We start from the raw sequence: 25,052 nt of genomic DNA on the forward strand, positions 1-25,052 counted from the left end.
ACTGTCATTAAGCCACGGCGAATCAGCCATGACAGTCCGAAGGGGGAAAGCAATAATCCAGGCCGAAAGCGCCAGTTCAGGCTGACGCGAGGAGAAAAGCGTTGGAACAGAAGAAAGACGTCGCTACCGCGACGATGAAGGACGTGGCGGATGAAGCCGGTGTCTCCACCGCCACGGTTTCCCGCACGTTGATGAACCCGGAAAAGGTATCCGCGGCGACACGAAAAAAAGTCGAACAAGCGGTTATTGCTGTAGGATACTCGCCCCATGCGTTGGCCAGAAATCTCAGGCGTAATGAATCGCGAACCATTCTGACCATCGTGCCGGATATCTGCGATCCTTACTTTTCTGAAATATTCAGAGGAATTGAAGAAACTGCGGCGGAGCATGGTTATCTGGTGCTGATTGGCGACTGCGCTCATCAACGCCAGAAAGAAAAAACCTTTATTGATTTGATCATCACCAAGCAAATTGATGGCATGCTGCTGTTGGGGTCAGACTTGCCGTTCGATGCCGGAAAAGAAGAACAGCGCAATCTGCCGCCGATGGTCATGGCGAATGAGTTCGCGCCGGAACTGGAGTTGCCGACGGTCCATATCGATAACCTGACCGCAGCATTTGAAGCCGTACACTATTTGCACCAACTCGGCCACCAGCGCATCGCCTGCATTGCCGGTCCCGAAAACATGCCCCTGAGCCAGTATCGGCTTCAGGGTTATGTACAGGCGCTGCGCCGCAGCGGTATTACCATCGATAATCAGTACATCATCCGCGGCGATTTCACGTATGAAACCGGTGTAAATGGTCTGATTACGTTGATGAAACACCCGCTGCCGCCCAGTGCGATTTTTTGCCATAGCGATGTCATGGCGCTGGGCGTACTTTCACAGGCTAAAAAGATGGAGTTGGATATACCACGCGATATTTCGGTGGTGGGTTTTGACGACATCGCGCAGGCCAAATATTGTTGGCCGCCGCTGACCACCGTGGCGCAACCACGTTATCAGATCGGACGCGAGGCAATGCTGCTACTATTGGAGCAACTATACGGTAATACCGTACACAGCGGTTCACGGCTTCTGGCCAGTAAATTGGTGATACGGGAAAGCTCGGCGGCCCTGAATTATTCACGCAACAGGCTTTAAGAATTCAGGTGCTGGTCAAATATTTTAAGGTTCAGTAACATGACGCCTTAATCATCTTATTCAATTCACAGCGAAACGACAGTGGCACAAAGAGACTATGTCAGCCGGGGCCGTTCAGGTACGCGCCGCAAAAAGACAATCAGCCGAAGAAAAAGCAACGCTTCAGGAACGTCCAAAATCATGGTGGCGTTGGCTGCCGCCGTTTTGGTCACCTTTGCCGGCGGGTTGTATTTCATCGCTCACAATAAACCAGATGAGTCGCCGGTTCTGCCACATCAAAATGCTGCAGGCAAGGGCAGCGGGTTACCGCCCAAGCCAGAAGAACGCTGGCGTTACATCAAGGAACTGGAGAACCGTCAGTTGGGCGTGATGTCGCCTACCGAGCCATCTGCTGGCGGAGAAATTCAATCACCGGTGCAGTTGACGGACGAACAGCGTCAGTTGCTGGAACAAATGCAGTCGGATATGCGCCGTCAACCAACACAGCTTTCGGAAGTGCCGTATAACGACCAGACGCAAGTCCCGCGCACACAGGTGACGATCACCCCACCGACGCCGCAAGCGCCAGCGACCACCACGTCCCCGCCGGCGGCCCGGCCTGCCGTTACCGCGACGCCAGCCGCGCCAAAACAGGAAACGGCGCAGCAAGCGCCGATTAAACCGTCTCCGGCGCCGAAGCAGGAACAAGAGAAGACACAGCGTTGGGTTGTTCAATGCGGTTCATTCAAAACCATGGAGCCTGCCGAATCAGTGAGAGCGCAACTGGCTTTTGCCGGCATCGAAAGCCGCATCACCTCTAATGGCGGCTGGAACCGCATTATGCTGGGACCCTACAATAACCGTGCCGCGGCGGACAGCATGCTGCAACGACTCAAAGGCGCCGGCGCGTCAAACTGTATCCCGCTCGCCAGCGGGGGTTGAAAAACCCCACGCCTTCCCCCATCTATAAATTCAATATGCCCCGTCGCCGTGCCGTGGCGGGGAGTCTTTTTCTTCAGTAACGGGGATTTACTCGTGACAACTATTGTAAGTGTACGCCGTAACGGTCAGGTGGTCATTGGCGGTGATGGGCAGGCCACGCTGGGCAACACCGTCATGAAAGGCAATGTGCGTAAAGTACGCCGCCTCTACAATGATCGCGTTATTGCAGGCTTTGCCGGCGGCACAGCAGATGCGTTCACCTTGTTCGAGCTTTTTGAGCGCAAACTGGAAATGCATCAGGGACACCTGGTGAAAGCAGCGGTGGAACTGGCGAAGGACTGGCGTACCGATCGCATGTTGCGTCGGCTTGAAGCCTTACTCGCCGTTGCTGATGAAAATGCCTCGCTGATTATTACGGGTAATGGCGATGTCGTGCAGCCGGAAAACGACCTGATTGCTATCGGCTCCGGTGGTCCATATGCCCAGGCAGCCGCTCGCGCCTTACTCGAAAATACTGAATTGAGCGCACGGGATATTGTCGAAAAGTCGTTAGGTATTGCGGGTGATATCTGCATCTATACCAACCAATTCCATACGATTGAAGAATTAGCCTCAAAGGTGTAAGGATCAACTATGTCTGAAATGACCCCGCGCGAAATAGTCAGCGAACTCGATAGTTATATTGTCGGCCAGCATAATGCCAAACGCGCCGTGGCGATTGCGCTGCGTAACCGCTGGCGTCGGATGCAACTGGAAGAAACGCTGCGCCATGAAGTCACCCCGAAAAACATTCTGATGATAGGCCCGACAGGTGTCGGTAAAACCGAAATTGCCCGTCGTCTGGCTAAACTGGCTAACGCGCCGTTCATCAAGGTTGAAGCCACCAAATTCACCGAGGTCGGTTATGTGGGTAAGGAAGTCGATTCAATTATCCGCGATCTGACTGATTCGGCGATAAAAATGGTACGTCTGCAAGCCATTGAAAAAAACCGTTACCGTGCTGAGGAACTGGCGGAAGAGCGTATTCTGGATGTGCTGATCCCGCCGGCCAAAAACAACTGGGGGCAGCCGGAAGAAACGAATGAACCTTCTGCGGCGCGTCAGACGTTTCGCAAGAAATTACGTGAAGGCCAGTTAGACGATAAAGAAATTGAAATCGATCTGGCCGCCGCCCCGGTTGGTGTTGAAATCATGGCGCCGCCGGGCATGGAAGAGATGACCAACCAATTGCAATCCATGTTTCAGAATCTGGCGGGTCAGAAGCAAAAAGCCCGTAAAGTGAAAATCAAGGAAGCCCTCAAGTTGTTGGTGGAAGAAGAAGCCGCCAAGCTGGTGAACCCTGAAGAATTGAAACAGCAAGCTATCGACACCGTCGAACAACACGGCATCGTGTTTATCGATGAGATCGATAAAATCTGTAAACGCGGCGAAAGTTCCGGCCCGGATGTTTCCCGCGAAGGCGTTCAGCGCGATCTGTTGCCGCTGGTTGAAGGTTGCACCGTGTCAACCAAGCACGGCATGGTCAAGACCGACCATATTCTGTTTATCGCATCAGGCGCTTTCCAGGTGGCCAGTCCGTCCGATCTGATCCCGGAGTTGCAGGGACGTCTGCCGATTCGCGTCGAATTGCAGGCACTGACGACAGAAGATTTTGAGCGTATCCTGACCGAACCGAGCGCCTCGCTGACCGAGCAATATAAAGCGCTGATGGCAACGGAAGGCGTCAACATCGAGTTTTCCGCAGAGGGCATTCGTCGTATTGCAGAAGCCGCATGGCAGGTTAACGAACGCACTGAAAACATCGGCGCGCGTCGTTTGCATACCGTATTGGAACGCCTGATTGAAGATATTTCTTACGATGCCAGCGAAATGAGTGGTCAAAATGTTACCATTGACGCAGATTACGTAAGCGGTCACCTGGATGAATTAGTAGCAGATGAAGATCTGAGCCGATTTATCTTATAATCCGTTTCACGGATCGTCCTGTTAACGATATAAACGGGAGGCCTCGGCCTCCCGTTTGTGTTTGTGGCGCTGTCGTTAAAAAAATTATTTATTCATAGACAATAAAAAATTGAAGCACACCATGACCTTACTAACCCATAGCAGCAAAACCAAAGCCTGGCTGGACAGCCTTCGTCCAAAAACATTGCCATTAGCTTTCGCTTCTATCGTTACCGGCTCGGCGATTGCAAGCTGGCATAGCAGTTTTAAACCGGGCGTCGCATTACTGGCGTTACTCACCGCAGGCTTGCTACAGATTCTTTCCAATCTGGCAAATGACTATGGGGATGCGGTCAAAGGCAGCGACACCGAAGACCGCATCGGGCCATTACGGGGTATTCAAACTGGCGCGATTAGCCTGTCTCAGTTGAGAAACGCACTAATTGCCACCATTGTGCTTACCATCATTTCAGGCGTATCGCTGGTGATCCTCGCCTGTGAAAAACCCAGCGATATCATCAGATTTTTGGTGCTGGGGCTGCTGGCTATTCTCGCCGCCATCACCTATACCGTGGGGAATCGTCCTTACGGCTACATCGGGCTGGGTGATATCTCGGTACTGATATTTTTCGGTTGGCTCAGCGTCGCGGGTTCCTATTATCTGCAAACCGGCCATTTCGACAGCATCGTCATGTTGCCAGCCACCGCCTGCGGGCTGCTTGCCACCGCCGTATTGAATATCAACAACCTGCGCGATATCGACAACGACCGTCTCAGCGGCAAGAACACGCTGGCCGTTCGTCTTGGCGCGCAGAAGGCCCGCTGCTACCACACGCTGCTGTTGATGCTGGCGCCATTTTGTCTCGGCCTGTTCGCCATGCTTTACCTGCATAGTCTGGCGGGCTGGCTCTTTCTCCTGACGCTGCCGCTGCTGCTCAAGCAAGCCATTTACGTGCTGCGTGAAACCAGCGCGTTCAGCATGCGCCCCATGCTGGAAAAAACCGTCAAGGGCGCGCTGTTGACTAACATTCTGTTTGCTGTCGGGGTGATGCTCAGTTAACAAGACATGGGAAGGCGGCGAAAAAATACCGCCCCGGCCTGCCGCTGATCGGGTACGGCGACCCGATGAGATAAACAAGGGCAGCGCGTTGCAGCGTTTTACTGATGCGCATCAAGTTAACATTTGATGATTTTGCCAACACCTGTCAGAAAGGGATATACTCACAATCCCTGCGGCAAACTGACATCAATCCTATGAAATACGATACTTCCGAACTGTGCGACATTTATCATGAAGAGGTTAACGTCGTTGAGCCTCTGTTCTCCAACTTTGGCGGGCGTACTTCATTTGGTGGCAAAATCACCACGGTGAAATGTTTTGAGGATAATGGCCTGCTTTACGATCTACTGGAAGAAAACGGCAGCGGGCGCGTACTTCTGATTGATGGCGGTGGCTCGGTGCGTCGCGCCCTGATCAATGCGGAACTGGCAAGATTGGCGACCCAGAACGAATGGGAAGGGATTGTCATTTACGGCGCGGTGCGTCAGGTGGACGATCTGGCTGAACTGGACATTGGCATTCAGGCTATGGCGGCCATTCCGGTTGGCGCCGCCAGCGAAGGCATTGGGGAAAGTGATATCCGTGTGAACTTCGGCGGGGTGACATTCTTCTCCGGCGATCATCTGTACGCCGACAATACCGGGATTATTCTGGCGGAAGATCCGCTGGATATTGAATAATCCTCGCGGCATCAATCACATCTCGCAGATCCCCGCCTGACGCGGGGATTGACGCTTTGCAGCGCTAAAAGCTTAAACTTCTTCCATCTTACCGAGCAACGCCCGCAAACGATCTTGCCAGACTTGCTGCTCTTCTTTCAGTTGCTCGTTCTCGCGCACCAGCGCTTCACGGGAACCAGCTGCTGCCTGAACATCCTGGGCCAATGCGCTGTTTTGCTCTTTCAACTCTTCGATTTCCATTTGCAACAGCGTAATGGTATCAATCGCTTGCTGAACTTTTGCTTCCAGCTTCTCAAATACTTCAAATGACATTCTTCAAACCCCTTTTCATCACAAGGCATAAATCGGTTAACGTTGCGGCCATAACATCCACGGATCACAACACGACAGCACATCTTCATATGATGTCATTTAATACGCCTCTGGACATTACCTGATGGCGAGACTGACCATAGCTGAATTGTATGTAGCCAATGAATCCCTGTCTAGCAGACTTCCTATACAGCGCCGAGTCTGCCAGCTTTTCTTTATCGCCACTATCAGCACAAACTGAAAAAGCGGCCCTATTGTCTGCCATCCGCTGACGAATGTTAATTATTGTATCGGTTATTTAACATAAGACGGGCGTTACCAACCGCCAAATCACAAAACTTTAAGCGAATGCGCACATTTTTTGACGTACAACACACATTTTTATTTCGATATTTCTCGTTTTCGAACATTAACGATAAATTCACATTATAAATACGTTTAAAACAGAGGCCGCCGTTGACGACGACCTATCGAAACCTACCACTCTGTACCTTAGCAACAGGAAAACACTATGAGTCAAGCGGAACGTTCAACCCTAAAAGGTCAGTGTATCGCCGAGTTTCTTGGCACCGGTCTGTTGATTTTCTTCGGTGTGGGCTGTGTCGCCGCCCTGAAACTGACCGGCGCCAGTTTTGGCCAATGGGAAATCAGTGTCATATGGGGTCTGGGGGTGGCGATGGCCATCTACCTGACGGCTGCTATCTCCGGCGCGCACCTGAGCCCCGCCGTTACCGTCGCCCTATGGTTATTTGCCTGTTTCGACGGCAAAAAAGTCATCCCCTATATTTTGTCGCAAGTAGCTGGAGCCTTCTGTGCCGCGGCGCTCGTCTATGGCCTGTACTACAGTTTGTTCGTGGATTTTGAACAGACACACAATATGGTGCGCGGCAGCGCGGAGAGTCTGGAGCTCGCCGGTATCTTCTCGACTTACCCCAACCCACATATTTCAGTCATGCAGGCGTTTCTGGTTGAAATGGTGATTACCGCGATCCTGTTGTGTCTGATCCTGGCGCTGACCGACGATGGCAACGGTATTCCTCGCGGACCGCTGGCGCCGCTGCTGATCGGTATATTGATCGCCGTCATTGGTGCTTCTATGGGGCCGCTCACTGGTTTTGCGTTGAACCCGGCGCGTGACTTTGGTCCGAAACTGTTTGCGTTTCTGGCTGGATGGGGAGAAATCGCTTTTACCGGCGGACGTGACATCCCCTACTTCCTGGTGCCGATTTTCGGCCCGCTCGTCGGGGCTTGTCTGGGCGCATTCGGCTATCGTGCACTCATTGGCCGTAACCTTCCATGCGATGTATGTGAAACAGGCAACGAAACGACGACACCGACCGAAATCCGCTAAATTGGTATTACAGCGCTTACCTTTTTGGCTAACCATGACAGGATAGGAATTATGAACCCGGAAAAAAAATACATTGTCGCGATCGACCAGGGAACTACTAGCTCTCGTGCCGTTGTGCTGGATCACGACGCCAACATCGTCAGCGTCTCACAGCGTGAATTCAGCCAAATTTATCCGAAAGCAGGCTGGGTAGAACACGATCCCATGGAAATCTGGGCGTCACAAAGTTCAACGCTGGTGGAAGTGCTGGCCAAAGCGGGTATCAACGCCGACGAAGTGGCGGGCATCGGTATCACCAACCAGCGTGAAACCGCCATTGTGTGGGAAAAAGACACCGGCAAGCCAATTTATAACGCTATCGTCTGGCAATGTCGCCGAACCGCTGAAATTTGCGAACAACTGAAGAAAGACGGTCTGGAAGAGTATGTGCGCAACACCACTGGGCTGGTGGTTGATCCCTACTTCTCCGGCACCAAGGTGAAATGGATTCTGGATCATGTCGAGGGCGCTCGCGAGCGCGCCCAGCGCGGCGAACTGCTGTTCGGCACGGTGGATACGTGGCTGATCTGGAAAATGACGCAAGGACGCGTTCACGTTACAGATTACACCAATGCTTCCCGTACCATGCTGTTCAATATTCATACGCTTGAGTGGGATGATCGCCTGTTGCAGGCGCTGGATATTCCCCGCGCCATGCTGCCGGAGGTTCGCGCCTCTTCCGAGGTTTATGGACAAACCAATATCGGCGGCAAAGGCGGCACACGTATTCCCATCGCCGGCATCGCGGGAGATCAGCAGGCGGCGCTGTATGGTCAGCTTTGCGTCCATCCGGGGATGGCAAAAAACACCTACGGCACCGGTTGCTTCCTATTGATGAATACCGGCAAAGAAGCCGTGCTGTCCAAACATGGCCTGTTGACCACCATCGCCTGCGGACCTCGCGGGGAAGTCAATTACGCGCTGGAAGGATCGGTTTTCGTTGGCGGCGCCTCTATCCAGTGGCTGCGTGATGAACTGAAGCTGATTGGCGATTCCATGGATTCAGAATACTTCGCCACCAAAGTGAAGGACACCAACGGCGTTTACGTGGTGCCGGCCTTCACCGGTTTGGGCGCGCCGTATTGGGACCCGTATGCTCGCGGCGCAATCTTCGGTCTGACGCGCGGCGTCAACGCGAATCATATTATCCGCGCCACGCTGGAATCTATCGCCTTCCAGACCCGCGACGTACTGGACGCGATGCAGGCTGATGCCAACACCCGCCTGAAAGCGCTGCGAGTGGACGGCGGGGCCGTCGCCAATAACTTCCTGATGCAATTCCAGTCCGATATTCTCGGCACCCGCGTTGAACGCCCGGAAGTACGCGAAGTCACCGCTCTGGGGGCCGCTTTCCTGGCTGGTCTGGCAACCGGATTCTGGAATGATCTAGATGAAGTGAAAAGCAAAGCCACCATTGAACGTGAATTCCGCCCCGGCATTGAAACCGTGGAGCGTAACTACCGTTACAGCGGCTGGCAGAAAGCTGTTGCCCGCGCCCGTGACTGGGAAGAACACGACGCATAATGCCGTCGCGGGCGCGCCAGCCGCGCCCGTTTTTCATTTACTCCCGCGACCATCCGTTGTGATAAAATTCTGCCCGTTTACTCTTCCCTTGCTCGATCGACAACAGACAGGTATCCATGAAACGTGAATTAGCCATCGAATTCTCACGCGTTACTGAAGCGGCGGCGCTGGCGGGCTATAAATGGTTAGGCCGTGGCGACAAGAATGCCGCCGATAACGCAGCGATGCAATCCATGCGCATTATGCTCAATCAAGTCAATATCAATGGTCGGATTGTGATTGGCGAAGGAGAAATCGACGAAGCGCAGATGCTTTTCATCGGTGAGCAAGTAGGCACTGGTCAGGGCGACACCGTGGATATCGCCGTCGATCCCATCGAAGGCACGCGTATGACCGCCATGGGGCAGGCCAATGCCTTGGCGGTACTGGCCGTCGGTGAAAAAGGGACGTTTCTGCACGCGCCGGACATGTATATGGAAAAACTTATCGTCGGGCCTGACGCAAAAGGCGCGATTGATTTGACGCTGCCGCTGACGGACAATCTGCGCAACATCGCCCAAAAGCTGAACAAACCGCTCGACCAGTTAACCGTGATCACGCTGGCTAAACCGCGCCACGACGCCTGCATTGCACAAATGCAGCAGTTAGGGGTGAAGGTGTTCGCCATACCTGACGGCGATGTCGCCGCGTCCATTCTTACCTGTATGCCGGACAGCGAAGTAGAAGTGTTATACGGTATTGGCGGCGCGCCTGAAGGGGTTATTTCCGCCGCCGTCATCCGGGCGCTCGACGGTGATATGCAAGGTCGTCTGCTGGCGCGTCATCAGGTGAAAGATGATAACCCGGAAAACCGCCGTATCGGTGAAAATGAACTGGCGCGCTGTCGACAAATGGGAATTGAAGCCGGTAAGGTGCTGCAACTTGGCGACATGGCGCGCAATGATAACGTGATTTTTTCGGCCACGGGCATTACCAAAGGCGACTTGCTGGAAGGCATATCGCGCAAGGGAAACATCGCCACCACCGAAACATTGCTGATCCGCGGTAAATCGCGGACGATCCGCCGGATCAAGTCCACGCATTATCTCGATCGCAAAGATCGGACGCTGCATGATTTCCTGCTGTAATCCGGCCACCTGACGCCCGCTAGTGACTAACTGATTGTTTCACAGTTGTTAATAAATAGCGTATCTTAAAGGCGGCCACTTGCTGGCCGCCATAAAAAAAGTGACCGGCATAAGACATGCGCATACCGCCTGCCGTTGACCACCAGCGCGTCGGCAATAGACAGAAACAGGAGCACAGCACAATGGCTGAATGGGTGACAGGCAAAGTGATTCAGGTGGAGCACTGGACAGAAAGTCTGTTCAGCATCCGGGTACATGCCCCCACCGATCCGTTTATGGCCGGACAATATGCCAAACTTGCACTGGAATTTAACGGTGAAAAAGTCCAACGCGCCTATTCCTATGTCAACGCTCCCAGCGACCACAATCTTGAGTTCTATCTGGTCAACGTGCCGGAAGGAAAACTCAGCCCGCATTTACACGCGATGCAACCGGGTGCGGAACTGATGATCACCAGGGACGCCGCCGGCTTTTTCGTACTGGAAGAAATTCCGCCTTGTGAAACGCTATGGATGCTGGCGACCGGCACCGCGATCGGACCTTATCTGTCTATTCTCCAGGAAGGCAAAGATCTGGAGCGCTTTAAAGACATCGTACTGGTTCACGCCGCGCGTTTCGCCCGCGATTTAAGCTATTTGCCACTGATGCAGCAGTTACAGCAACGCTACAACGGCAAGTTGCATATTCAGACCGTGGTCAGCCGTGAAGAAGAAGTGGGATCATTGACAGGCCGTATCCCGGCGCTCATCAGCAACGGTGCGCTGGAAGCGGCGGCAGGCCTGCCGATCGATGCGACAACCAGCCATGTTATGCTGTGCGGCAATCCTCAGATGGTGCGCGATACGCAACAAGTCCTGAAGGACGAACGGCAAATGACCAAGCATCTGCGTCGTAAACCCGGCCATATCACCAGTGAACACTACTGGTAATCGGCGTCAGGGCTTATCTGATTAACCAGATGCCTGCTTAGAAGCGGAATTTTAACGGTTCCGCTTCAGGCCCAAATCGGTTTTCACCTTTCGTACCCAAAAAGAAGCCGCAGTCCAGCACCACCATAACGGCAATCAGCGTCGGAATAAATCGTCCGATCCCCCATTGCCAGAGAGCGGGCAACATAGACCAATTACCGGCGGCCATGATCCAGGCAACGATAATCAATAATGCCCACCAACCGCTTTTGTTGCGATCGTGCAGGCGTTTTACCACGATGGCGGCAGTAGGCCACAGTAACGCGACGATAACGAACGCCGTGAATTGAATATCCAGCCAGTTCTTACCAGACAAGGTAAACAGCACCGTCATCAGCACCAGCCAGACGGCCATCCAACCCCAAAAATCACGGCGACCAACACGGCCTTTAAACGAGAAACACCATTGCTGTAGCATCATCAAATACTGAATCCTGATTACAGAGCCAACCCCATCAAGCGAAATGGGAAAATATTGTTTCGTTAAATAGCGAGATAAGCGCAGCGCCAACGACGTATTTCCCGCCGGCCTCTCCTGCTGAGTTTACCTTAACCGGGTGGTAATCTTGATACGACTTTTGACAATTACTCACGAATACCGCTTTAATCAGACATGCATCGTTATCGCCGCCTTTGGCCTAAACTGATTACCACGGCTTGCCTGATAAAATCCTTATGACACGACAACATATCACTGTAATTTGTACGTTTTCCGCCCTGATGATTTACCAGTCCGTTGCGTGGTCCGATCCGCGTTTGCCCTCAAAAACCACAACCGCCGCTCCTTATCTGCTGGCAGGCGCCCCTACATTTGATCAAACCATCGTCCAGTTTCGCACACGTTTTAACCTGAGCAATCCGACGCTGCCGATTGGCGAATTTCGGGTTGTCGATACCAGCAACGCCGCCAGCCTGCTGACGCGCGCCGCCAGTAAAATCAACGATCACCTGTATGCGTCAACAGCGCTGGAAAAAGGCACAGGGAAGATCAAAACGCTGCAAATTACCTGGTTGCCGCAACAGGAAGAGAGCGAAGCGGCGCGTAAACTGGCCATCAGTTATATGGCGGCGCTGTCGCGCGCGTTTTCCCCCTCATTGACAGAAGAGCAGAGCGTCGCCAAAGTCACCGAACTGCTAACAAAAGGCAAAGGCCAGCGCTTTTATCAACAAACGGAGGGAGCAATGCGTTGCGTCGTGGCAGATAACGGCGAAAAAGGGCTAACGTTTGCTGTTGAACCGATTAAGCTAACGCTATCTGAACCGTGATCAACAGGGCAATTAATGACGAAAAACAGAGTCACGGTCACATTTCGTCTTTATACTGTGGGCAGGTTACGCTGTCGACAGACAGTTATATATTGATTTATTCGCTATCCCGTTTGGAGGAAAAAGATGCGACATCCATTAGTTATGGGTAACTGGAAGCTGAATGGCAGCACCGGCATGGTCAACGAACTAATCGCAGGTCTGCGCAAAGAATTAAGCACCGTTGACGGTTGCGGCGTGGCTATCGCGCCACCGGCCATCTATCTGGATCAGGCTAATCATCAACTGGCTGGCAGCCGTATCGCCCTGGGCGCGCAGAACGTAGACATAAACCTTTCCGGTGCGTTTACGGGTGAAACTTCCGCCGACATGCTAAAGGATATTGGTGCGAAATACATCATCATCGGTCACTCGGAACGTCGTACTTATCACAAAGAAAGCGATGAATTCATTGCCAAAAAATTTGGCGTATTGAAAGATACCGGACTGATCCCGGTTCTGTGCATTGGTGAAACCGAAGCGGAAAATGAAGCAGGGCAGACAGAAGCCGTGTGCGCCCGTCAATTGGATGCCGTGCTGAATACGCTGGGCGCCAAAGCGTTTGAAAACGCCGTCATCGCCTATGAACCCGTATGGGCTATCGGTACGTGCAAATCAGCAACCCCGGCTCAGGCTCAGGCTGTACACAAATTCATCCGCGATCATATCGCCAAACAGGACGCGGCGGTTGCCGAGCAGGTGATAATCCAGTACGGCGGTTCGGTTAACGCCGCTAACGCCGCGGAGCTATTTACCCAGCCGGATATCGATGGCGCGCTGGTCGGCGGCGCTTCACTGAAAGCGGATGCCTTCGCGGTGATCGTCAAGGCTGCGGCGCAAGCCAAACGCGCATAAGTTTGCACAGGCATGAGAATCATGGCGGACATTGTTGTCCGCCATATTGATTGTTCTGCGTGCCGCGCTGCGGCGTTAAAAATCGCTCCCGGCGATTTTTTATAAAAGGCTATCCCTGCCTTTCCCCTTCGGGCCGCCGCGCTGCGGCGTTAAAAATCGCTCCCGGCGATTTTTTACTTCACTGCGGGGATTTGCTGCGTAATACAGTGGATATTACCGCCACCGAGCAGAATTTCGCGCGCGGGTACGCCGCTTATCCGATAATCCGGGAACATTTGTTGCAGTCGCTCGCGGGCAATGTTGTCCGTTTTTTCATCCAGCAGCGGAAAAATAATCTGCCCGTTGCTAATCAGAAAATTAACGTAAGAACCCGCCAGACGCGAGCCGGCAAGACGCTCGACCGCGTTGCCGCTATCCACGCCCTGCGCTTCTTCCACCGAGGCATACAGCGGCCCCGGCGCTGGCAGCTTCCAGATTTTCAACTGCCGCCCCTGCGCATCCTTAACGCCGGAAAGCACCTCATAAGCCGCCATTGAACGTGCATATTGCGGATCGCTTTCGTCATCCGTCCAGTGCAGCGCGACTTCGCCGGGACGGACAAAGCAGCACATATTGTCGATATGACCGTCGGTTTCGTCGTTATAAACGCCTTCTTCCAGCCAGATAATCGTCGATATACCCAGATAATCGCGCATCAGTTGCTCGATCTGCGCTTTGCTCAGATGCGGATTACGGTTTGGATTCAACAGGCACTCTGCCGTGGTCAGCAATGTTCCTTCTCCATCCGTATGAATTGAGCCGCCTTCCAGAATCAGAGGCGCGGCATAGCGTGCATTCTGATGAAAAGCCAGCACCTGCGCCGCCACCTTTTCATCCTGCCGCCAGTCTTCATACAGACCGCCCCTCTCTCCGCCCCAGGCATTAAACTGCCAGTCGATACCACGGCGCTCCCCGGTCTTATTCACGACCATCGTCGGCCCGGTGTCACGCATCCAGGCATCGTCGCTTTCCATTTCGACCAGCGTCACGCCAGCAGGCATCACTCGTTGCGCATCCGCCATGCAGTGCGCGAGGACGCCCATGATTACCGGCGTGGTCTGCGCAATGGCTTGTGCAACCTGAGCAAAGGTTTTCTGCGCAGGAGCGCCTTCTTCACGCCAGTTATCCCGGCGATAGGGCCAAATCATCCACACAGCGTCCTGCGGCGCCCATTCCGCAGGCATAATAAAGCCATCCTGATGCGGGGTGGTTAATTGTGACATGAATTATCTCCGGGTCTTGCCGTCAGAACTGGCGATCACGCCATACATGTCTGGCCGACGATCACGGAACAGCCCCCAGGATGCGCGTTGCGCGGCAATGGCATCTAAATCAAATTCATGAACCAATACGGTTTCATCGGTTTTATTGGCCTGCGCCACCAACGCCCCAGTTTGATCGGCAATGAAAGACGAGCCGTAGAAGGTCATTTTCAAGCCATCAATATATTTGCTGGCTTCGGTGCCGATACGGTTTGAGGCAATTACCGGCACCAGATTCGCTGCGGCGTGGCCTTGCTGGACGCGCGTCCAGTGCGGTTGACTGTCGATCTCCGGGTAAGCCGGCTCCGAACCAATGGCTGTCGGGTAGAAAATCAACTCCGCGCCCTGCAACGCCAGGCTGCGCGCGGTTTCCGGGAACCATTGATCCCAGCAGATGCCCACGCCGATTTTCGCATAGCGGGTTTGCCAAACTTTAAAACCGGTATCGCCCGGAATAAAGAATTGCTTCTCCTGATACGCCGGGCCATTCGGAATATGGGTTTTGCGGTACAGGTCGAGTACGGAACCATCCGCGTCGATCATCACCAGCGAATTATAGTAAGCGTTGTTGGCGCGCTCAAAAAAGCTCAGCGGCAACACCACTTCCAGCTCCGCCGCCAGTGCGGAAAAATGTTTAATCAGCGGGCTGGTTTCCAGCGTCTCAGCCAATGCGTAGTGCTCCGGGCTTTGATCGATACAGAAATAAGGCGCGGCAAACAGTTCCTGGATCAGGATAATCTGCGCGCCTTTTGCATGCGCTTGTCGCACCAGTTTTTCAGCGTTGTCAATATTGCTGGGCAGATCCCAGGAGCACGCCATTTGTGTTGCGGCAACGGTAACTTTTTTCATGCGAAAACCTCAATAATATCTATGTCTACCCGCCTGCTTAAGCTACGCGGATATCAGCAGTAAGCACACTCCAACGGCGACGGGCGCAATCATAACGAGTTTAGGTCAACAAGCCATCTCATGCGCGATCAGGAATACCCCAGCCAGGTATTCACCGGCAATGACAGGCGCATTATGCCAGTTATTCTGCTAAGGGTAATAATAAAAAATCCCGCCATAAAAGCGGGACGACAGGGCTGCCAACTATCTCAGGTATTGAACGAATAACATGAGAGGGGCAAGGCATTTCCGCCTCACCATCACTTAATGCACTTTCAGTTCCATAATCATCAGCTGACTCGGATCGCCGTCGCCCAATTTTTCGGATGATACGTCCAGCATTTTCCCTATCCTGTTCATAAAATTAGAAAAGTTGTCTTTATTCTGAAAACTGAACATGCCGTTATTCGGATCGTAAAATGCATACTGATCCTCCCCATTCGAGTAGATCGCCATTGCATGGACATCAGACTGCACCGAAAAAAGTTGTTCGTGGCCGTCCCGCAATGCATCACGCACCAGGCCATAACCAAGCCCCGACTGGCGACTAAGCAGTACAAACGGTGTTTCTCCAGCCACCGGAACAACGGACATCTTTATCGCATTCGCCATACGCTGCATTATATCGTAATGTTGAATGACTGGCGTCACGCCGCTAAATCGCTTGTCATCCAGATGACCATCCATACCAATGTCTCTTTGAACCGTTTTCTGTATGAAGTGGATTTTTTCGACGCCGTGTTTCGCCTTGGTTTGTGATGTGATCTCCTCTTCATCCACATCATAACCCAGCATATTACTAACGACCGCCTTATCATCCAAACCACTGTGCCGTCCCAGCAACCAAACCATCGACAACCCAAAACAGATGCCTCCCATTATATTTTGTACCTCTGCCTTCCTACTGGGCAGTTGCGTTTTCAACGCTTGCAGATAGTCATTCTGCTCCATCATGAGGGCTCGCCCTCCGTTTTCGTTACACGATATTTCCAGATTCGATTCATACATTCTCGGTTTCTTACCCAACATATCGATGCCCATGTCTTTCCCACTGGCAAAAAGCTGGCTCATGGAAGGCAGTGAAATTGAAACAGGCATGGAGGGCAGCTTATTGAGTAACCCATGCAACGAGAAATCGGCGTGTCCCGCTTTCTGGCTCAATGGCGTGAATGCCGCCTGCTCCTGCATGACGCCCAAATGGGGCGTTTGCGGCGCCTTGCTTTTGGCGGGCGATAGTGAAGCGGTTATCTCAGGTAAAGTCGTCTGATGAATACGCATAGCACCGATCTCGTGATGTTTAAATAAATCTATAGGGCAGGCTCACCGCGACAACGGCGAATGAAACGGGTGAGGCCGATAACGGCTAAGCCCGGACAAGGGCGATATTTTACTATTGGACGATACCTTGCGTCCCGCAGCAACTGAGGTCAGGTCCTCCCGGATGCGCAGACCGAGGCTCACCACATTTTCCAGCCACGCATTCAACGCTCGCTCATCAAACGATGCAATGGACTGATGGGCCGCCAGCACCAGACTGCGCTGTTGCGCTTCCAGCCCGATCGCCGCTCCGCACATCAGTCCAGGCTCCAGATTCAGCATCAGGCCCAACGCCAGCAGATCACCATCGCGCTCGAAATCCAGCGAATAAAGCGGCATAAAAACAAACAGGGTTTCCCGCGATCCAGGCAATCTTATAATCAGTTCCTGCCCACTAAACGTGACCTGAATGCCGGTCTCAACATTGGGCGCTCCATCTGCGGATGACTGCTTCTCAACCCAACGCAGCAATAGCGATCTGGCGTAGTTCGGTTCAGACATTCACTCCTTAACAATATCAAGCACGCCTGAATACCAGTTATGATGACATCCGCGCCACAGTAAAGCCTGTAGGGTAAGTGTCAGAAAAAGCGTCCGCGTTCCCCGCCATGAGCGAAAAAAACCCCCGAAAAACGCAGGTTTATCAGTAGGCTGTCATTGCGCCTTGCAAGCGCCTGACGAGGGGATTAGAACAGCATTTTAGCGGTTTCGAGCCAATCGCCTTTGAAGGGGCGCTTCATGTTCTCAATGGCATCGATAATGTCGTGGTGCACCAGTTTTTCGTTCTGGATGCCAACGCAGCGCCCACCGTAGCCTTGCAGCAACAGTTCAATAGAATACGCGCCCATCCGGGAAGCCAGAATACGGTCATACGCTACCGGGGAACCGCCGCGCTGAATATGGCCCAGCACAGTGGCGCGCGTGTCGCGGCCCGTTTCTTTCTGGATATATTTCGACAGTTCGTTGATATCGCAAATATGTTCGGTGATCGCCACAATCGCGTGTTTTTTACCTTTATCGATACCGGCTTTAATTTCACTCACCAGATCTTCCGGGCTGAACGGCACTTCCGGCAATACGATAAATTCACAGCCGCCGGCAATCGCCGCCGCCAACGTCAAATCACCACAGTGCCGTCCCATGACTTCAACGATCGAGATACGTTGGTGGGATGAAGAGGTATCACGCAGGCGGTCAATCGCTTCCAGCACCGTCTCCAGCGCCGTAAAGTAACCAATGGTATAGTCTGTTCCGGCCACATCGTTATCAATGGTGCCAGGCAGACCGATACATGGGAATCCCATTTCAGTCAGCCGCTTAGCCCCCATATAGGAACCATCGCCGCCGATCACCACTAGCGCGTCCAATCCCTGATTTTTCATGTTTTGAATGGCGACTTCACGCACTTTTTCATCACGGAACTCAGGGAAACGCGCCGAACCCAGAAACGTACCGCCACGATTTATCATATCTGACACACTGTAGCGATCCAATTGAGCCATTCGATTCTCATACAAGCCCAGATAGCCATCATAGATGCCGAACACCTCCAGCCCTTTTGTCAGCGCGGCACGCACCACGCCACGAATTGCCGCATTCATTCCGGGCGCATCACCACCGCTCGTCAATACTCCGATTTTTTTAATCATGACAACCTCTGGACTTGTAGATGTAATTTCGCAGATTCTTCTATCATAAATGGGTTGCCGCTGTTACTCCGACAGCAACCTCTCATCTTTTATTAGCATAATATAACAAATACACGCAGCTGAATTGATTCAGGTCAGGCTGGATTGCGCTTAAATATTCATGACAAACGCATTTTAACCATAAACAGACGACAACCGTATCAGGTTCAGGTTGTTACGACATCTTCAATCGCCCTTTCTGTTCTTCCGGCACCGCCGAAACCGGATCCTGATGGATAATGATATCAGAGCCGGGGAATTGTTTGAGCAACGCCTGCTCTAGGTCATCGGCAATTTGATGCGATTGCGCCAGCGGCAAAGCGTCATCCATCTCCAGATGCAGTTGAATAAAACGGGTCGGCCCGGAACGCCGGGTTCGTAAATCGTGCGCACCGCGAATACCCTGCCAATTGGAGATAATCTCGACAATCAGGTCCCGCTCTTCATCCGGCAGCGCGCGATCCAATAAAGACTGTACCGCTTCGGAACCCATGCGTAAGGCACTGTACAGAATATAAACACCAATGCCCAGCGCAAATAGCGCATCGGCGCGAGTGACGCCTTTCGAGCTCAATATCAACGCAATCAGGATTGCACCATTCATCAGCAAATCGGACTGATAGTGCAGCATATCCGCCCGTATCGCCTGACTATGCGTCCGCTTGACCACCCAACGCTGGAACGATACCAACAGCAACGTTGACAGCAATGCTATCACCGTCACGCCCATCCCCACTTCCGGCGAATTCAGCGTCCCAGGTGTCAACGTGTGTTGCAAACCGGTCAATATCAGAAACAGCGCGGAACCGGAAATAAACATGCTTTGCGCCATCGCTGCCAATGATTCGGCTTTGCCATGACCAAACGTATGTTCAAGATCCGCAGGCTGAAGCGAATAACGAACCACCAGCAGGTTAATCAGCGAAGCGGCGATATCAACCAGCGAATCCACCAGGGAAGCCAGCAGGCTCACTGAGCCGGTATGCCACCAGGCGAACACCTTCATCACGAACAGGATCAAGGCAACGGCAGTCGCGCTAAACGCCGCCAGCGTAACCAGGCGAGCATAGTCTGAATTCATAATGCCCTCATCACTCAGGAAAGAAACGCCCAGTGGATACCTTTATTCAGTTCATCGACGCGTTTAGCACGCGGGCATAACGGCTAAACGTAAAAATGCAGCATAACAGCGCCACCAATCCCAATGCCGCGCCCATAAAGCCAATTTCCGCCAGTCCCAGGTGCGTAATCACCTGGTTGCCCAGCAACGCGCCGCCGCCAATACCTAGGTTGTAAATACCGGAATAAAGCGCCATGGCGACATCCGTCGCATCCGAAGCCAGCGTCAACACTTTGACCTGCATCGCCAGACTCAACGCCATAATCGCTATCCCCCACGCGACGCATAACAGCGACATGCTCCAGCCGCTGAATGACGACGGCGTCAGCAGCAGCAGACACATCGTCAGCAAAGCGAACGAGGCCTCCAGGAAGCCGGAAGGATATTGGCTGCTGTAGCGGCTGAACAACATGCTGCCGATAATTCCGGCGCCGCCGAAGAGCAGCAATAGCATGGTGGTGAAATTTTCACTCAGCAGAGCTACTTTTTGAATGAACGGCTCAATGTAACTGTAGGCCGTAAAATGTGCGGTGATAATCATCACGGTCAGGCCGTAAATACACAGTAACGCGGGCCGTTTAAGCAGCAAGGGCAAACTTTTCAGCGAACCAGCATTGCTGCTGGGTAATTCTGGCAGCAATTTCATCATCACCACCATAATAGCGGCGGCGACCACGCCGATTATCGCAAAAGTAGTACGCCAGCCCAGATATTGGCCCACCACGCGCCCCAACGGTAGCCCCAGCACCATCGCCAGCGCCGTGCCTGTCGCCAGCAGGCTCAGCGCCTGCGCTTTTTTATCCGCGGGCGCCAGACGCACGGCCAAAGATGCGGTAATCGACCAGAAAACCGCATGCGCCAATGCCACACCGATACGCGCGATCACCAATACCCAATAGTTCCAGGCCAGACCGGACAATATGTTGCTGACAACGAACAGAATAAAGATTTTGATCAGCAAGCCGCGCCGCTCCATATCGCTGGAAAATAGCATACACGGCAGCGACATCAACCCGACAACCCAGGCATAGATGGTGATGATCAGTCCAACTTGCGCGGCGCTCATTGAAAAACTGGCCGCGATATCAGACAGCAAAGCAACGGGAGCAAACTCAGCGGTGTTAAAAATAAAAGCAGCCAGAGAGAGGCTGATCACTCTCATCCAGGCAGTCGATCGCGAAGAACGGGTCATGATTTTGATAATCAAAAGTTAACATAAAGGAATACGCCGCCCTGCTTTGACAGAGCCTGACGCGGTGAGGCAAGAGTACAGAAAAAGTATGACATCACCGGATAAAATACGGCGGTCAACGGTGTTTCAGCGTGCTTTTATGAGGTTTCAGAAAATCGGTGCGAGAACCTTCGTAAGCATCATTTTGATAACTTATATTCTACGCCTTAGCCATTCCTTGTGCTGTTTTTTTCGTGCCATTCTATCTGGATGAATTTCACCCTCGCCTCCCGCCTTTTCTGCCGTGATGCCGGCATAATAAAAAAACCAGCCGTCACGGGCTGGTTTCAAGCAAACCGATAACAAGCGGGAATTAAATCAAACCACTCAGCAAACCCAGGCCCAATACGGAAGAACAACCGCCGATCAGACGTGGCCACCATACCGTCGATTTTGAACAGACCAGCAAATACCCAATCCCCAGCCCCAAAATATGTAGCAGTGCGGTGGCGATCACCATCCCTGATAGTGCCGAGGTCGAATGGGAAAGTTCCGCCCCATGAGCCAGACCATGAAATATCGCAAAAGCGCCGATACTCAACGCGCCCGCAATCGAGGACAACTTCAATTGCATCGCCACCATTAGACCGACGCCCAATAAAGATGCCGCAACGATTTGCTCTGTAGCAGGGATCACCACGCCCGCCATACCGATCAGCGCCCCAACCAGCAACAAGGACGCAAACGACAGAGGAGCCATCCACCATTTACGCGTATTCATCGCACTCCATACGCCAACCAGCGTCATCGCAAACAAGTGATCCAAACCAGAAAGTGGATGAGTGAATCCCTCGGTAAAACCGAATACATGATGTGTCCCGCCATCGTTGCCCGTGTGCGCAAACACCAGTGTGGGGAATAAAGCCAGTACCAATACCAACGCGCGTTTGACATTTATGCTCATATTTTCCACCAAAATAGTGATGTTGTAATGTTTGTCGTCTCGCTATTTAGCTCAATATTCAAGCTCTGCATTATGATTTAAATTAATTTTTTATGAAAAGCAGGCGAGGAAAGCGAAAAAATATGATCTGTGAAGGGCAGGATAGAGGAGATTACGCGACTTCCAAACGGGGCGGAACGGAAAGATCCCGCGATTGCCGAGTCCCCACAGGTCAAAACTCGTTGCATTCCCAGCTATACATCAGTGGTTCCCCCCAAAAGAATTGCTCAACGAAGCGCCATTTCAGGCGAAATATCAGCTTTTTTACTATCACGCATTGTACCTTTGATGGCGCAACGCCCAATTATTCAATTGCCAGAATGATATTTAACCGTTTGCGATCACACAATATTCCTTTATTTTAACGGAGTTGCCTGAAAAACCGCAAAAAAAAAGCCCTCCATCATGGAGGGCGAAAAGACAGGGATGGTGTCTATGGCAAGGAAAACAGGGTGTATCTACTTTATTACTACTCGAACAACACACTACTCACACGATTACTTCAGGGTTAACAAGGTTGCCTGACTATGGCGACGGCATCTGATTTAACAATGAGATCTGCCGTTCCATTTGCTGCATTCGTTGCTGGTGCTTCTGCTCCAGAATATTTTTCTGTTCTGGCGTCAGTAAGTTGTACATTTGATTGCGCACGCGCGTCATTTGTACCTGCCGTTCAATCTGTACTTCCATCATCCTGGTAATTTGTTTGCGAACCGCATCTTCATCAAACACGTTAGCTGTCAACAGATTATGCATGGTTTCAACATCTTGCGTATTAAACGGCGTCACATCCTGACGCCCTTGATACATAAGATCGCGCATTTGTTGGCGTTGTTGCTCGGTTAGCTTCACGCCATCAAACATTGTCCGCTGATCGGGCAGACGTTTCATCGCGGAGTCATCATGATGCCAGCCATCCACAGTCGCACTCCCAGCATCTGTCGCAAATGCAGTGAGAGAACTCAGCATCAGCAGTGAAGCAAGAGATAACATTGTGGCCGGTTGCATCAATAACTCCCCATTTGGTGTACTGTTCTGTGAATCAATGAGCATCAGTCTAATTGTCTTGCTGCAAACATGCGTCAGAGGATGTAAAACTACGTAAAGTCATGGAATACCATTAATCTATGGCGTATTTTGCCCCTGGAGGTAGATAAAACATGAACAAGATCCTGCTGGTTGATGACGATAAGGAGTTGACCTCTTTACTAAAAGAGTTGCTCGAAATGGAAGGATTTAATGTCGTGGTCGCCGATGACGGCGAGCAGGCATTAAATGCTTTGGATAATACAATTGACTTGCTTTTGCTGGATGTGATGATGCCTAAAAAGAACGGCATCGACACATTAAAGGAACTCCGTCAGCAACATCAGACGCCGGTTATTATGTTGACCGCGCGTGGCAGTGAACTGGATCGGGTACTCGGTCTGGAATTAGGCGCGGATGATTATCTGCCGAAACCCTTCAACGATCGTGAACTGGTGGCGCGTATCCGGGCCATTTTACGTCGTTCAAACTGGACGGATCAACAACAGAGCGGCGAAAACACGGCGCCGACGCTGGAAGTTGACGGTCTGCGGCTAAATCCTGGACGTCAGGAAGCCAGCTTTGACGATACCGTGCTGGATCTGACGGGAACGGAATTTACCTTGCTCTACCTGCTGGCCCAGCGGCTGGGTCAGGTGGTGTCGCGCGAACATCTGAGCCAGGAAGTGTTAGGCAAACGTCTGACGCCCTTTGACCGCGCCATTGATATGCATATCTCCAATCTGCGGCGTAAATTACCAGAGCGCAAAGATGGGTTGCCCTGGTTTAAAACCTTGCGTGGCCGGGGTTATCTGATGGTATCCGCTGCATGATAAGTAGCCTGACCGCACGAATTTTCGCTATTTTCTGGCTAACGCTGGCGCTGGTGCTCATGCTGGTGTTGATGGTGCCCAAACTGGATTCCCGCCAGTTGACGGCACTGCTGGAAAATGAGCAGCGGCAAGGGCTTATGTTGGAACAACATATTGAAACCGATCTGGCCAACACCCCCGCCAACGATTTACGTTGGTGGTTAAGGCTGTTCTGGGTCATTGAGAAATGGGCGCCGCCGGGACAGCGCCTTTTGCTGGTTACCAGCGAAGGGCGAGTGTTGGGCGCTCAGAAAAACGAAACGCAAATTGTGCGCAACTTTATCGGCCTGTCGGATAACGCCGATCATCCGCAAAAGAAAAAGTATGGCCGCATTGAATTACTGGGGCCGTTTTCCATCCGGGACGGTGAAGACAATTATCAACTTTACCTGATACGTCCGGCCAGCAGCCTTCAGTCAGACTTTATCAGCCTGTTGTTCGACCGGCCTCTACTGTTGCTGATTTTCACCATGTTAATCAGTTCCCCCTTGCTGTTATGGCTTGCCTGGAGTCTCGCCAAACCCGCCCGTAAATTGAAAAACGCGGCTGACGAGGTGGCACGGGGCAATTTGCGTCAACATCCTGAACTGGAATCCGGGCCACAGGAATTTCAGGCGACAGGCGTCAGCTTTAACCAGATGGTCAGTGCGCTTGAGCGCATGGTAACGGCACAGCAACGTCTGCTGTCAGACATTTCGCACGAGTTGCGCACTCCGCTTACGCGCTTACAGCTTTCCACCGCGCTCCTGCGCAGGCGGCAAGGCGAGGGGAATGAGCTTAACCGCATCGAGATAGAAACCCAGCGGCTCGACAGCATGATCAATGATCTGCTGGTCCTGTCACGCAACCAGCATAAGAATGAGCTAACCCGCGAATTTCTACGGGCGGATGAGTTGTGGGGCGATGTGCTGGACGATGCGGCGTTTGAAGCGGAGCAAATGGGGAAAACCCTGGAAGTCACTTATCCGCCGGGTCCGTGGACGCTCTTCGGTAACCCGAATGCGCTTGAAAGCGCGCTGGAGAATATCGTGCGCAACGCGCTACGTTATTCCCATCATCACATTGCTGTCGCATTCGCCGTCAATAATCAGGGCATCACCATCAAAGTTGACGACGATGGCCCAGGCGTCAGCCCGGAAGATCGCGAACAGATTTTCCGGCCATTCTATCGCACGGATGAAGCCCGCGATCGTGAATCCGGCGGCACAGGATTGGGATTGGCGATTGTGGAAACCGCTGTAACCCAACATAAAGGTTGGGTGAAAGCTGAAGACAGCCCGTTAGGGGGACTGCGGTTAATTATCTGGCTGCCTTTAGACCAGCGCTGAACGATGTCAGCACACGATAGATCGCCCGCCGGCGCTTGATTGACTCATGGTTGTTTTTCACGGTGCTATTCTCTATGGATGCTGAGCCGCAGCATCCATCCTATCCG

General features: G+C 52.5%; 25 protein-coding genes. 14 read left to right on the top strand and 11 right to left on the bottom strand.

Features of this window, described 5'->3' with window-relative positions:
* The first annotated feature begins 101 nt into the window (after positions 1-101).
* From cytR to rraA, 6 genes are all read left to right on the top strand, one after another.
* Positions 102-1,145, top strand: coding sequence for a DNA-binding transcriptional regulator CytR (cytR, locus tag DES54_RS06050; RefSeq protein WP_113865693.1), 1,044 nt, complete (start codon positions 102-104; stop codon positions 1,143-1,145).
* A gap of 81 nt (positions 1,146-1,226) precedes the next feature.
* On the top strand, positions 1,227-2,066 hold the full coding sequence (gene ftsN, locus DES54_RS06055) for a cell division protein FtsN (protein WP_113865694.1): 840 nt from the start codon (positions 1,227-1,229) through the stop codon (positions 2,064-2,066).
* Positions 2,067-2,159: 93 nt separating this feature from the next.
* Positions 2,160-2,690 (top strand): ATP-dependent protease subunit HslV, encoded by a 531-nt coding sequence (hslV, locus tag DES54_RS06060; protein ID WP_113865695.1) that lies wholly within the window; start codon positions 2,160-2,162, stop codon positions 2,688-2,690.
* Between the two features lie 9 nt (positions 2,691-2,699).
* Complete coding sequence (hslU, locus tag DES54_RS06065; protein WP_113865696.1) at positions 2,700-4,031, top strand: ATP-dependent protease ATPase subunit HslU; 1,332 nt, start codon at positions 2,700-2,702, stop codon at positions 4,029-4,031.
* A 121-nt stretch (positions 4,032-4,152) separates the two neighbouring features.
* Entirely contained in the window at positions 4,153-5,070 is a 918-nt protein-coding gene (locus DES54_RS06070; RefSeq protein WP_113865697.1) for a 1,4-dihydroxy-2-naphthoate polyprenyltransferase, read from the top strand.
* Positions 5,071-5,264: 194 nt separating this feature from the next.
* On the top strand, positions 5,265-5,750 hold the full coding sequence (rraA, locus tag DES54_RS06075) for a ribonuclease E activity regulator RraA (RefSeq protein WP_113865756.1): 486 nt from the start codon (positions 5,265-5,267) through the stop codon (positions 5,748-5,750).
* 72 nt (positions 5,751-5,822) lie between these two features.
* On the opposite strand, the gene zapB is transcribed toward rraA, so the two are convergent.
* A complete protein-coding gene (zapB, locus tag DES54_RS06080) occupies positions 5,823-6,062 on the bottom strand; it encodes a cell division protein ZapB (RefSeq protein WP_113865698.1) in 240 nt (79 codons plus the stop codon).
* A gap of 511 nt (positions 6,063-6,573) precedes the next feature.
* On the opposite strand from zapB, the gene DES54_RS06085 reads away from it, so the two are divergent.
* From DES54_RS06085 to fpr, 4 genes are all read left to right on the top strand, one after another.
* Positions 6,574-7,413 (top strand): MIP/aquaporin family protein, encoded by an 840-nt coding sequence (locus DES54_RS06085; RefSeq protein WP_113865699.1) that lies wholly within the window; start codon positions 6,574-6,576, stop codon positions 7,411-7,413.
* 51 nt (positions 7,414-7,464) lie between these two features.
* Entirely contained in the window at positions 7,465-8,976 is a 1,512-nt protein-coding gene (gene glpK / locus DES54_RS06090) for a glycerol kinase GlpK (RefSeq protein ID WP_113865700.1), read from the top strand.
* Between the two features lie 116 nt (positions 8,977-9,092).
* Positions 9,093-10,103: a class II fructose-bisphosphatase gene (gene glpX / locus DES54_RS06095; protein WP_113865701.1), complete on the top strand. Its 1,011-nt coding sequence runs from the start codon at positions 9,093-9,095 to the stop codon at positions 10,101-10,103.
* 182 nt (positions 10,104-10,285) lie between these two features.
* Entirely contained in the window at positions 10,286-11,032 is a 747-nt protein-coding gene (gene fpr, locus DES54_RS06100) for a ferredoxin--NADP(+) reductase (RefSeq protein ID WP_113865702.1), read from the top strand.
* 37 nt (positions 11,033-11,069) lie between these two features.
* On the opposite strand, the gene DES54_RS06105 is transcribed toward fpr, so the two are convergent.
* Positions 11,070-11,492: a DUF805 domain-containing protein gene (locus DES54_RS06105; protein WP_113865703.1), complete on the bottom strand. Its 423-nt coding sequence runs from the start codon at positions 11,490-11,492 to the stop codon at positions 11,070-11,072.
* A gap of 254 nt (positions 11,493-11,746) precedes the next feature.
* Here DES54_RS06105 and DES54_RS06110 point away from each other — a divergent pair, with 254 nt between their 5' ends.
* Positions 11,747-12,337, top strand: coding sequence for a DUF1454 family protein (locus tag DES54_RS06110; RefSeq protein WP_113865704.1), 591 nt, complete (start codon positions 11,747-11,749; stop codon positions 12,335-12,337).
* Between the two features lie 126 nt (positions 12,338-12,463).
* Entirely contained in the window at positions 12,464-13,231 is a 768-nt protein-coding gene (gene tpiA / locus DES54_RS06115; protein WP_113865705.1) for a triose-phosphate isomerase, read from the top strand.
* A 173-nt stretch (positions 13,232-13,404) separates the two neighbouring features.
* Here the strand turns inward: tpiA and aguA are convergent, their stop codons facing one another.
* The 9 genes from aguA to cpxP form a co-directional block, all read right to left on the bottom strand.
* A complete protein-coding gene (aguA, locus tag DES54_RS06120; RefSeq protein ID WP_113865706.1) occupies positions 13,405-14,493 on the bottom strand; it encodes an agmatine deiminase in 1,089 nt (362 codons plus the stop codon).
* A gap of 3 nt (positions 14,494-14,496) precedes the next feature.
* Positions 14,497-15,381, bottom strand: a complete 885-nt coding sequence (aguB, locus tag DES54_RS06125; protein WP_113865707.1) for an N-carbamoylputrescine amidase — start codon at positions 15,379-15,381, stop codon at positions 14,497-14,499.
* Positions 15,382-15,684: 303 nt separating this feature from the next.
* Positions 15,685-16,698 (bottom strand): YopT-type cysteine protease domain-containing protein, encoded by a 1,014-nt coding sequence (locus DES54_RS06130; protein WP_113865708.1) that lies wholly within the window; start codon positions 16,696-16,698, stop codon positions 15,685-15,687.
* Between the two features lie 42 nt (positions 16,699-16,740).
* On the bottom strand, positions 16,741-17,238 hold the full coding sequence (locus DES54_RS06135; protein ID WP_113865709.1) for a CesT family type III secretion system chaperone: 498 nt from the start codon (positions 17,236-17,238) through the stop codon (positions 16,741-16,743).
* Positions 17,239-17,423: 185 nt separating this feature from the next.
* The gene (pfkA, locus tag DES54_RS06140) at positions 17,424-18,386 is read right to left on the bottom strand and encodes a 6-phosphofructokinase (protein ID WP_113865710.1); all 963 of its coding nucleotides are present in this window, start codon (positions 18,384-18,386) and stop codon (positions 17,424-17,426) included.
* A gap of 214 nt (positions 18,387-18,600) precedes the next feature.
* A complete protein-coding gene (gene fieF / locus DES54_RS06145; protein WP_113865711.1) occupies positions 18,601-19,506 on the bottom strand; it encodes a CDF family cation-efflux transporter FieF in 906 nt (301 codons plus the stop codon).
* 46 nt (positions 19,507-19,552) lie between these two features.
* Positions 19,553-20,737 (bottom strand): sugar transporter, encoded by a 1,185-nt coding sequence (locus DES54_RS06150; protein ID WP_113865757.1) that lies wholly within the window; start codon positions 20,735-20,737, stop codon positions 19,553-19,555.
* Positions 20,738-21,089: 352 nt separating this feature from the next.
* Complete coding sequence (locus tag DES54_RS06155) at positions 21,090-21,680, bottom strand: HupE/UreJ family protein (RefSeq protein ID WP_113865712.1); 591 nt, start codon at positions 21,678-21,680, stop codon at positions 21,090-21,092.
* Between the two features lie 564 nt (positions 21,681-22,244).
* Positions 22,245-22,727 carry a cell-envelope stress modulator CpxP gene (gene cpxP, locus DES54_RS06160; protein ID WP_113865713.1) on the bottom strand — a complete coding sequence of 161 codons (483 nt, stop codon included), beginning with the start codon at positions 22,725-22,727 and terminating at the stop codon, positions 22,245-22,247.
* Between the two features lie 152 nt (positions 22,728-22,879).
* On the opposite strand from cpxP, the gene cpxR reads away from it, so the two are divergent.
* Both cpxR and cpxA read left to right on the top strand, forming a co-directional pair.
* The gene (cpxR, locus tag DES54_RS06165; RefSeq protein WP_113865714.1) at positions 22,880-23,578 is read left to right on the top strand and encodes an envelope stress response regulator transcription factor CpxR; all 699 of its coding nucleotides are present in this window, start codon (positions 22,880-22,882) and stop codon (positions 23,576-23,578) included.
* A complete protein-coding gene (gene cpxA / locus DES54_RS06170; RefSeq protein ID WP_113865715.1) occupies positions 23,575-24,945 on the top strand; it encodes an envelope stress sensor histidine kinase CpxA in 1,371 nt (456 codons plus the stop codon). Before cpxR ends, cpxA begins: the two co-directional genes overlap by 4 nt.
* Positions 24,946-25,052: the final 107 nt, after the last annotated feature.

This window comes from Brenneria salicis ATCC 15712 = DSM 30166, assembly GCF_003315515.1.
GTDB classification, from domain to species: domain Bacteria; phylum Pseudomonadota; class Gammaproteobacteria; order Enterobacterales; family Enterobacteriaceae; genus Brenneria; species Brenneria salicis.

Excerpts from the sequence above, each read along its gene's own strand:
- DES54_RS06135 (WP_113865709.1), bottom strand. The coding sequence starts at position 17,238 with ATGTCTGAACCGAACTACGCCAGATCGCTATTGCTGCGTTGGGTTGAG.
- cpxP (WP_113865713.1), bottom strand. The coding sequence starts at position 22,727 with ATGCAACCGGCCACAATGTTATCTCTTGCTTCACTGCTGATGCTGAGT.
- aguB (WP_113865707.1), bottom strand. The coding sequence starts at position 15,381 with ATGAAAAAAGTTACCGTTGCCGCAACACAAATGGCGTGCTCCTGGGAT.
- aguA (WP_113865706.1), bottom strand. The coding sequence starts at position 14,493 with ATGTCACAATTAACCACCCCGCATCAGGATGGCTTTATTATGCCTGCG.
- DES54_RS06070 (WP_113865697.1), top strand. The coding sequence starts at position 4,153 with ATGACCTTACTAACCCATAGCAGCAAAACCAAAGCCTGGCTGGACAGC.
- hslU (WP_113865696.1), top strand. The coding sequence starts at position 2,700 with ATGTCTGAAATGACCCCGCGCGAAATAGTCAGCGAACTCGATAGTTAT.
- cpxR (WP_113865714.1), top strand. The coding sequence starts at position 22,880 with ATGAACAAGATCCTGCTGGTTGATGACGATAAGGAGTTGACCTCTTTA.
- DES54_RS06155 (WP_113865712.1), bottom strand. The coding sequence starts at position 21,680 with ATGAGCATAAATGTCAAACGCGCGTTGGTATTGGTACTGGCTTTATTC.
- DES54_RS06130 (WP_113865708.1), bottom strand. The coding sequence starts at position 16,698 with ATGCGTATTCATCAGACGACTTTACCTGAGATAACCGCTTCACTATCG.
- zapB (WP_113865698.1), bottom strand. The coding sequence starts at position 6,062 with ATGTCATTTGAAGTATTTGAGAAGCTGGAAGCAAAAGTTCAGCAAGCG.
- DES54_RS06085 (WP_113865699.1), top strand. The coding sequence starts at position 6,574 with ATGAGTCAAGCGGAACGTTCAACCCTAAAAGGTCAGTGTATCGCCGAG.
- DES54_RS06105 (WP_113865703.1), bottom strand. The coding sequence starts at position 11,492 with ATGATGCTACAGCAATGGTGTTTCTCGTTTAAAGGCCGTGTTGGTCGC.
- tpiA (WP_113865705.1), top strand. The coding sequence starts at position 12,464 with ATGCGACATCCATTAGTTATGGGTAACTGGAAGCTGAATGGCAGCACC.
- pfkA (WP_113865710.1), bottom strand. The coding sequence starts at position 18,386 with ATGATTAAAAAAATCGGAGTATTGACGAGCGGTGGTGATGCGCCCGGA.
- fpr (WP_113865702.1), top strand. The coding sequence starts at position 10,286 with ATGGCTGAATGGGTGACAGGCAAAGTGATTCAGGTGGAGCACTGGACA.
- DES54_RS06110 (WP_113865704.1), top strand. The coding sequence starts at position 11,747 with ATGACACGACAACATATCACTGTAATTTGTACGTTTTCCGCCCTGATG.
- rraA (WP_113865756.1), top strand. The coding sequence starts at position 5,265 with ATGAAATACGATACTTCCGAACTGTGCGACATTTATCATGAAGAGGTT.
- DES54_RS06150 (WP_113865757.1), bottom strand. The coding sequence starts at position 20,737 with ATGACCCGTTCTTCGCGATCGACTGCCTGGATGAGAGTGATCAGCCTC.
- glpX (WP_113865701.1), top strand. The coding sequence starts at position 9,093 with ATGAAACGTGAATTAGCCATCGAATTCTCACGCGTTACTGAAGCGGCG.
- glpK (WP_113865700.1), top strand. The coding sequence starts at position 7,465 with ATGAACCCGGAAAAAAAATACATTGTCGCGATCGACCAGGGAACTACT.
- cpxA (WP_113865715.1), top strand. The coding sequence starts at position 23,575 with ATGATAAGTAGCCTGACCGCACGAATTTTCGCTATTTTCTGGCTAACG.
- fieF (WP_113865711.1), bottom strand. The coding sequence starts at position 19,506 with ATGAATTCAGACTATGCTCGCCTGGTTACGCTGGCGGCGTTTAGCGCG.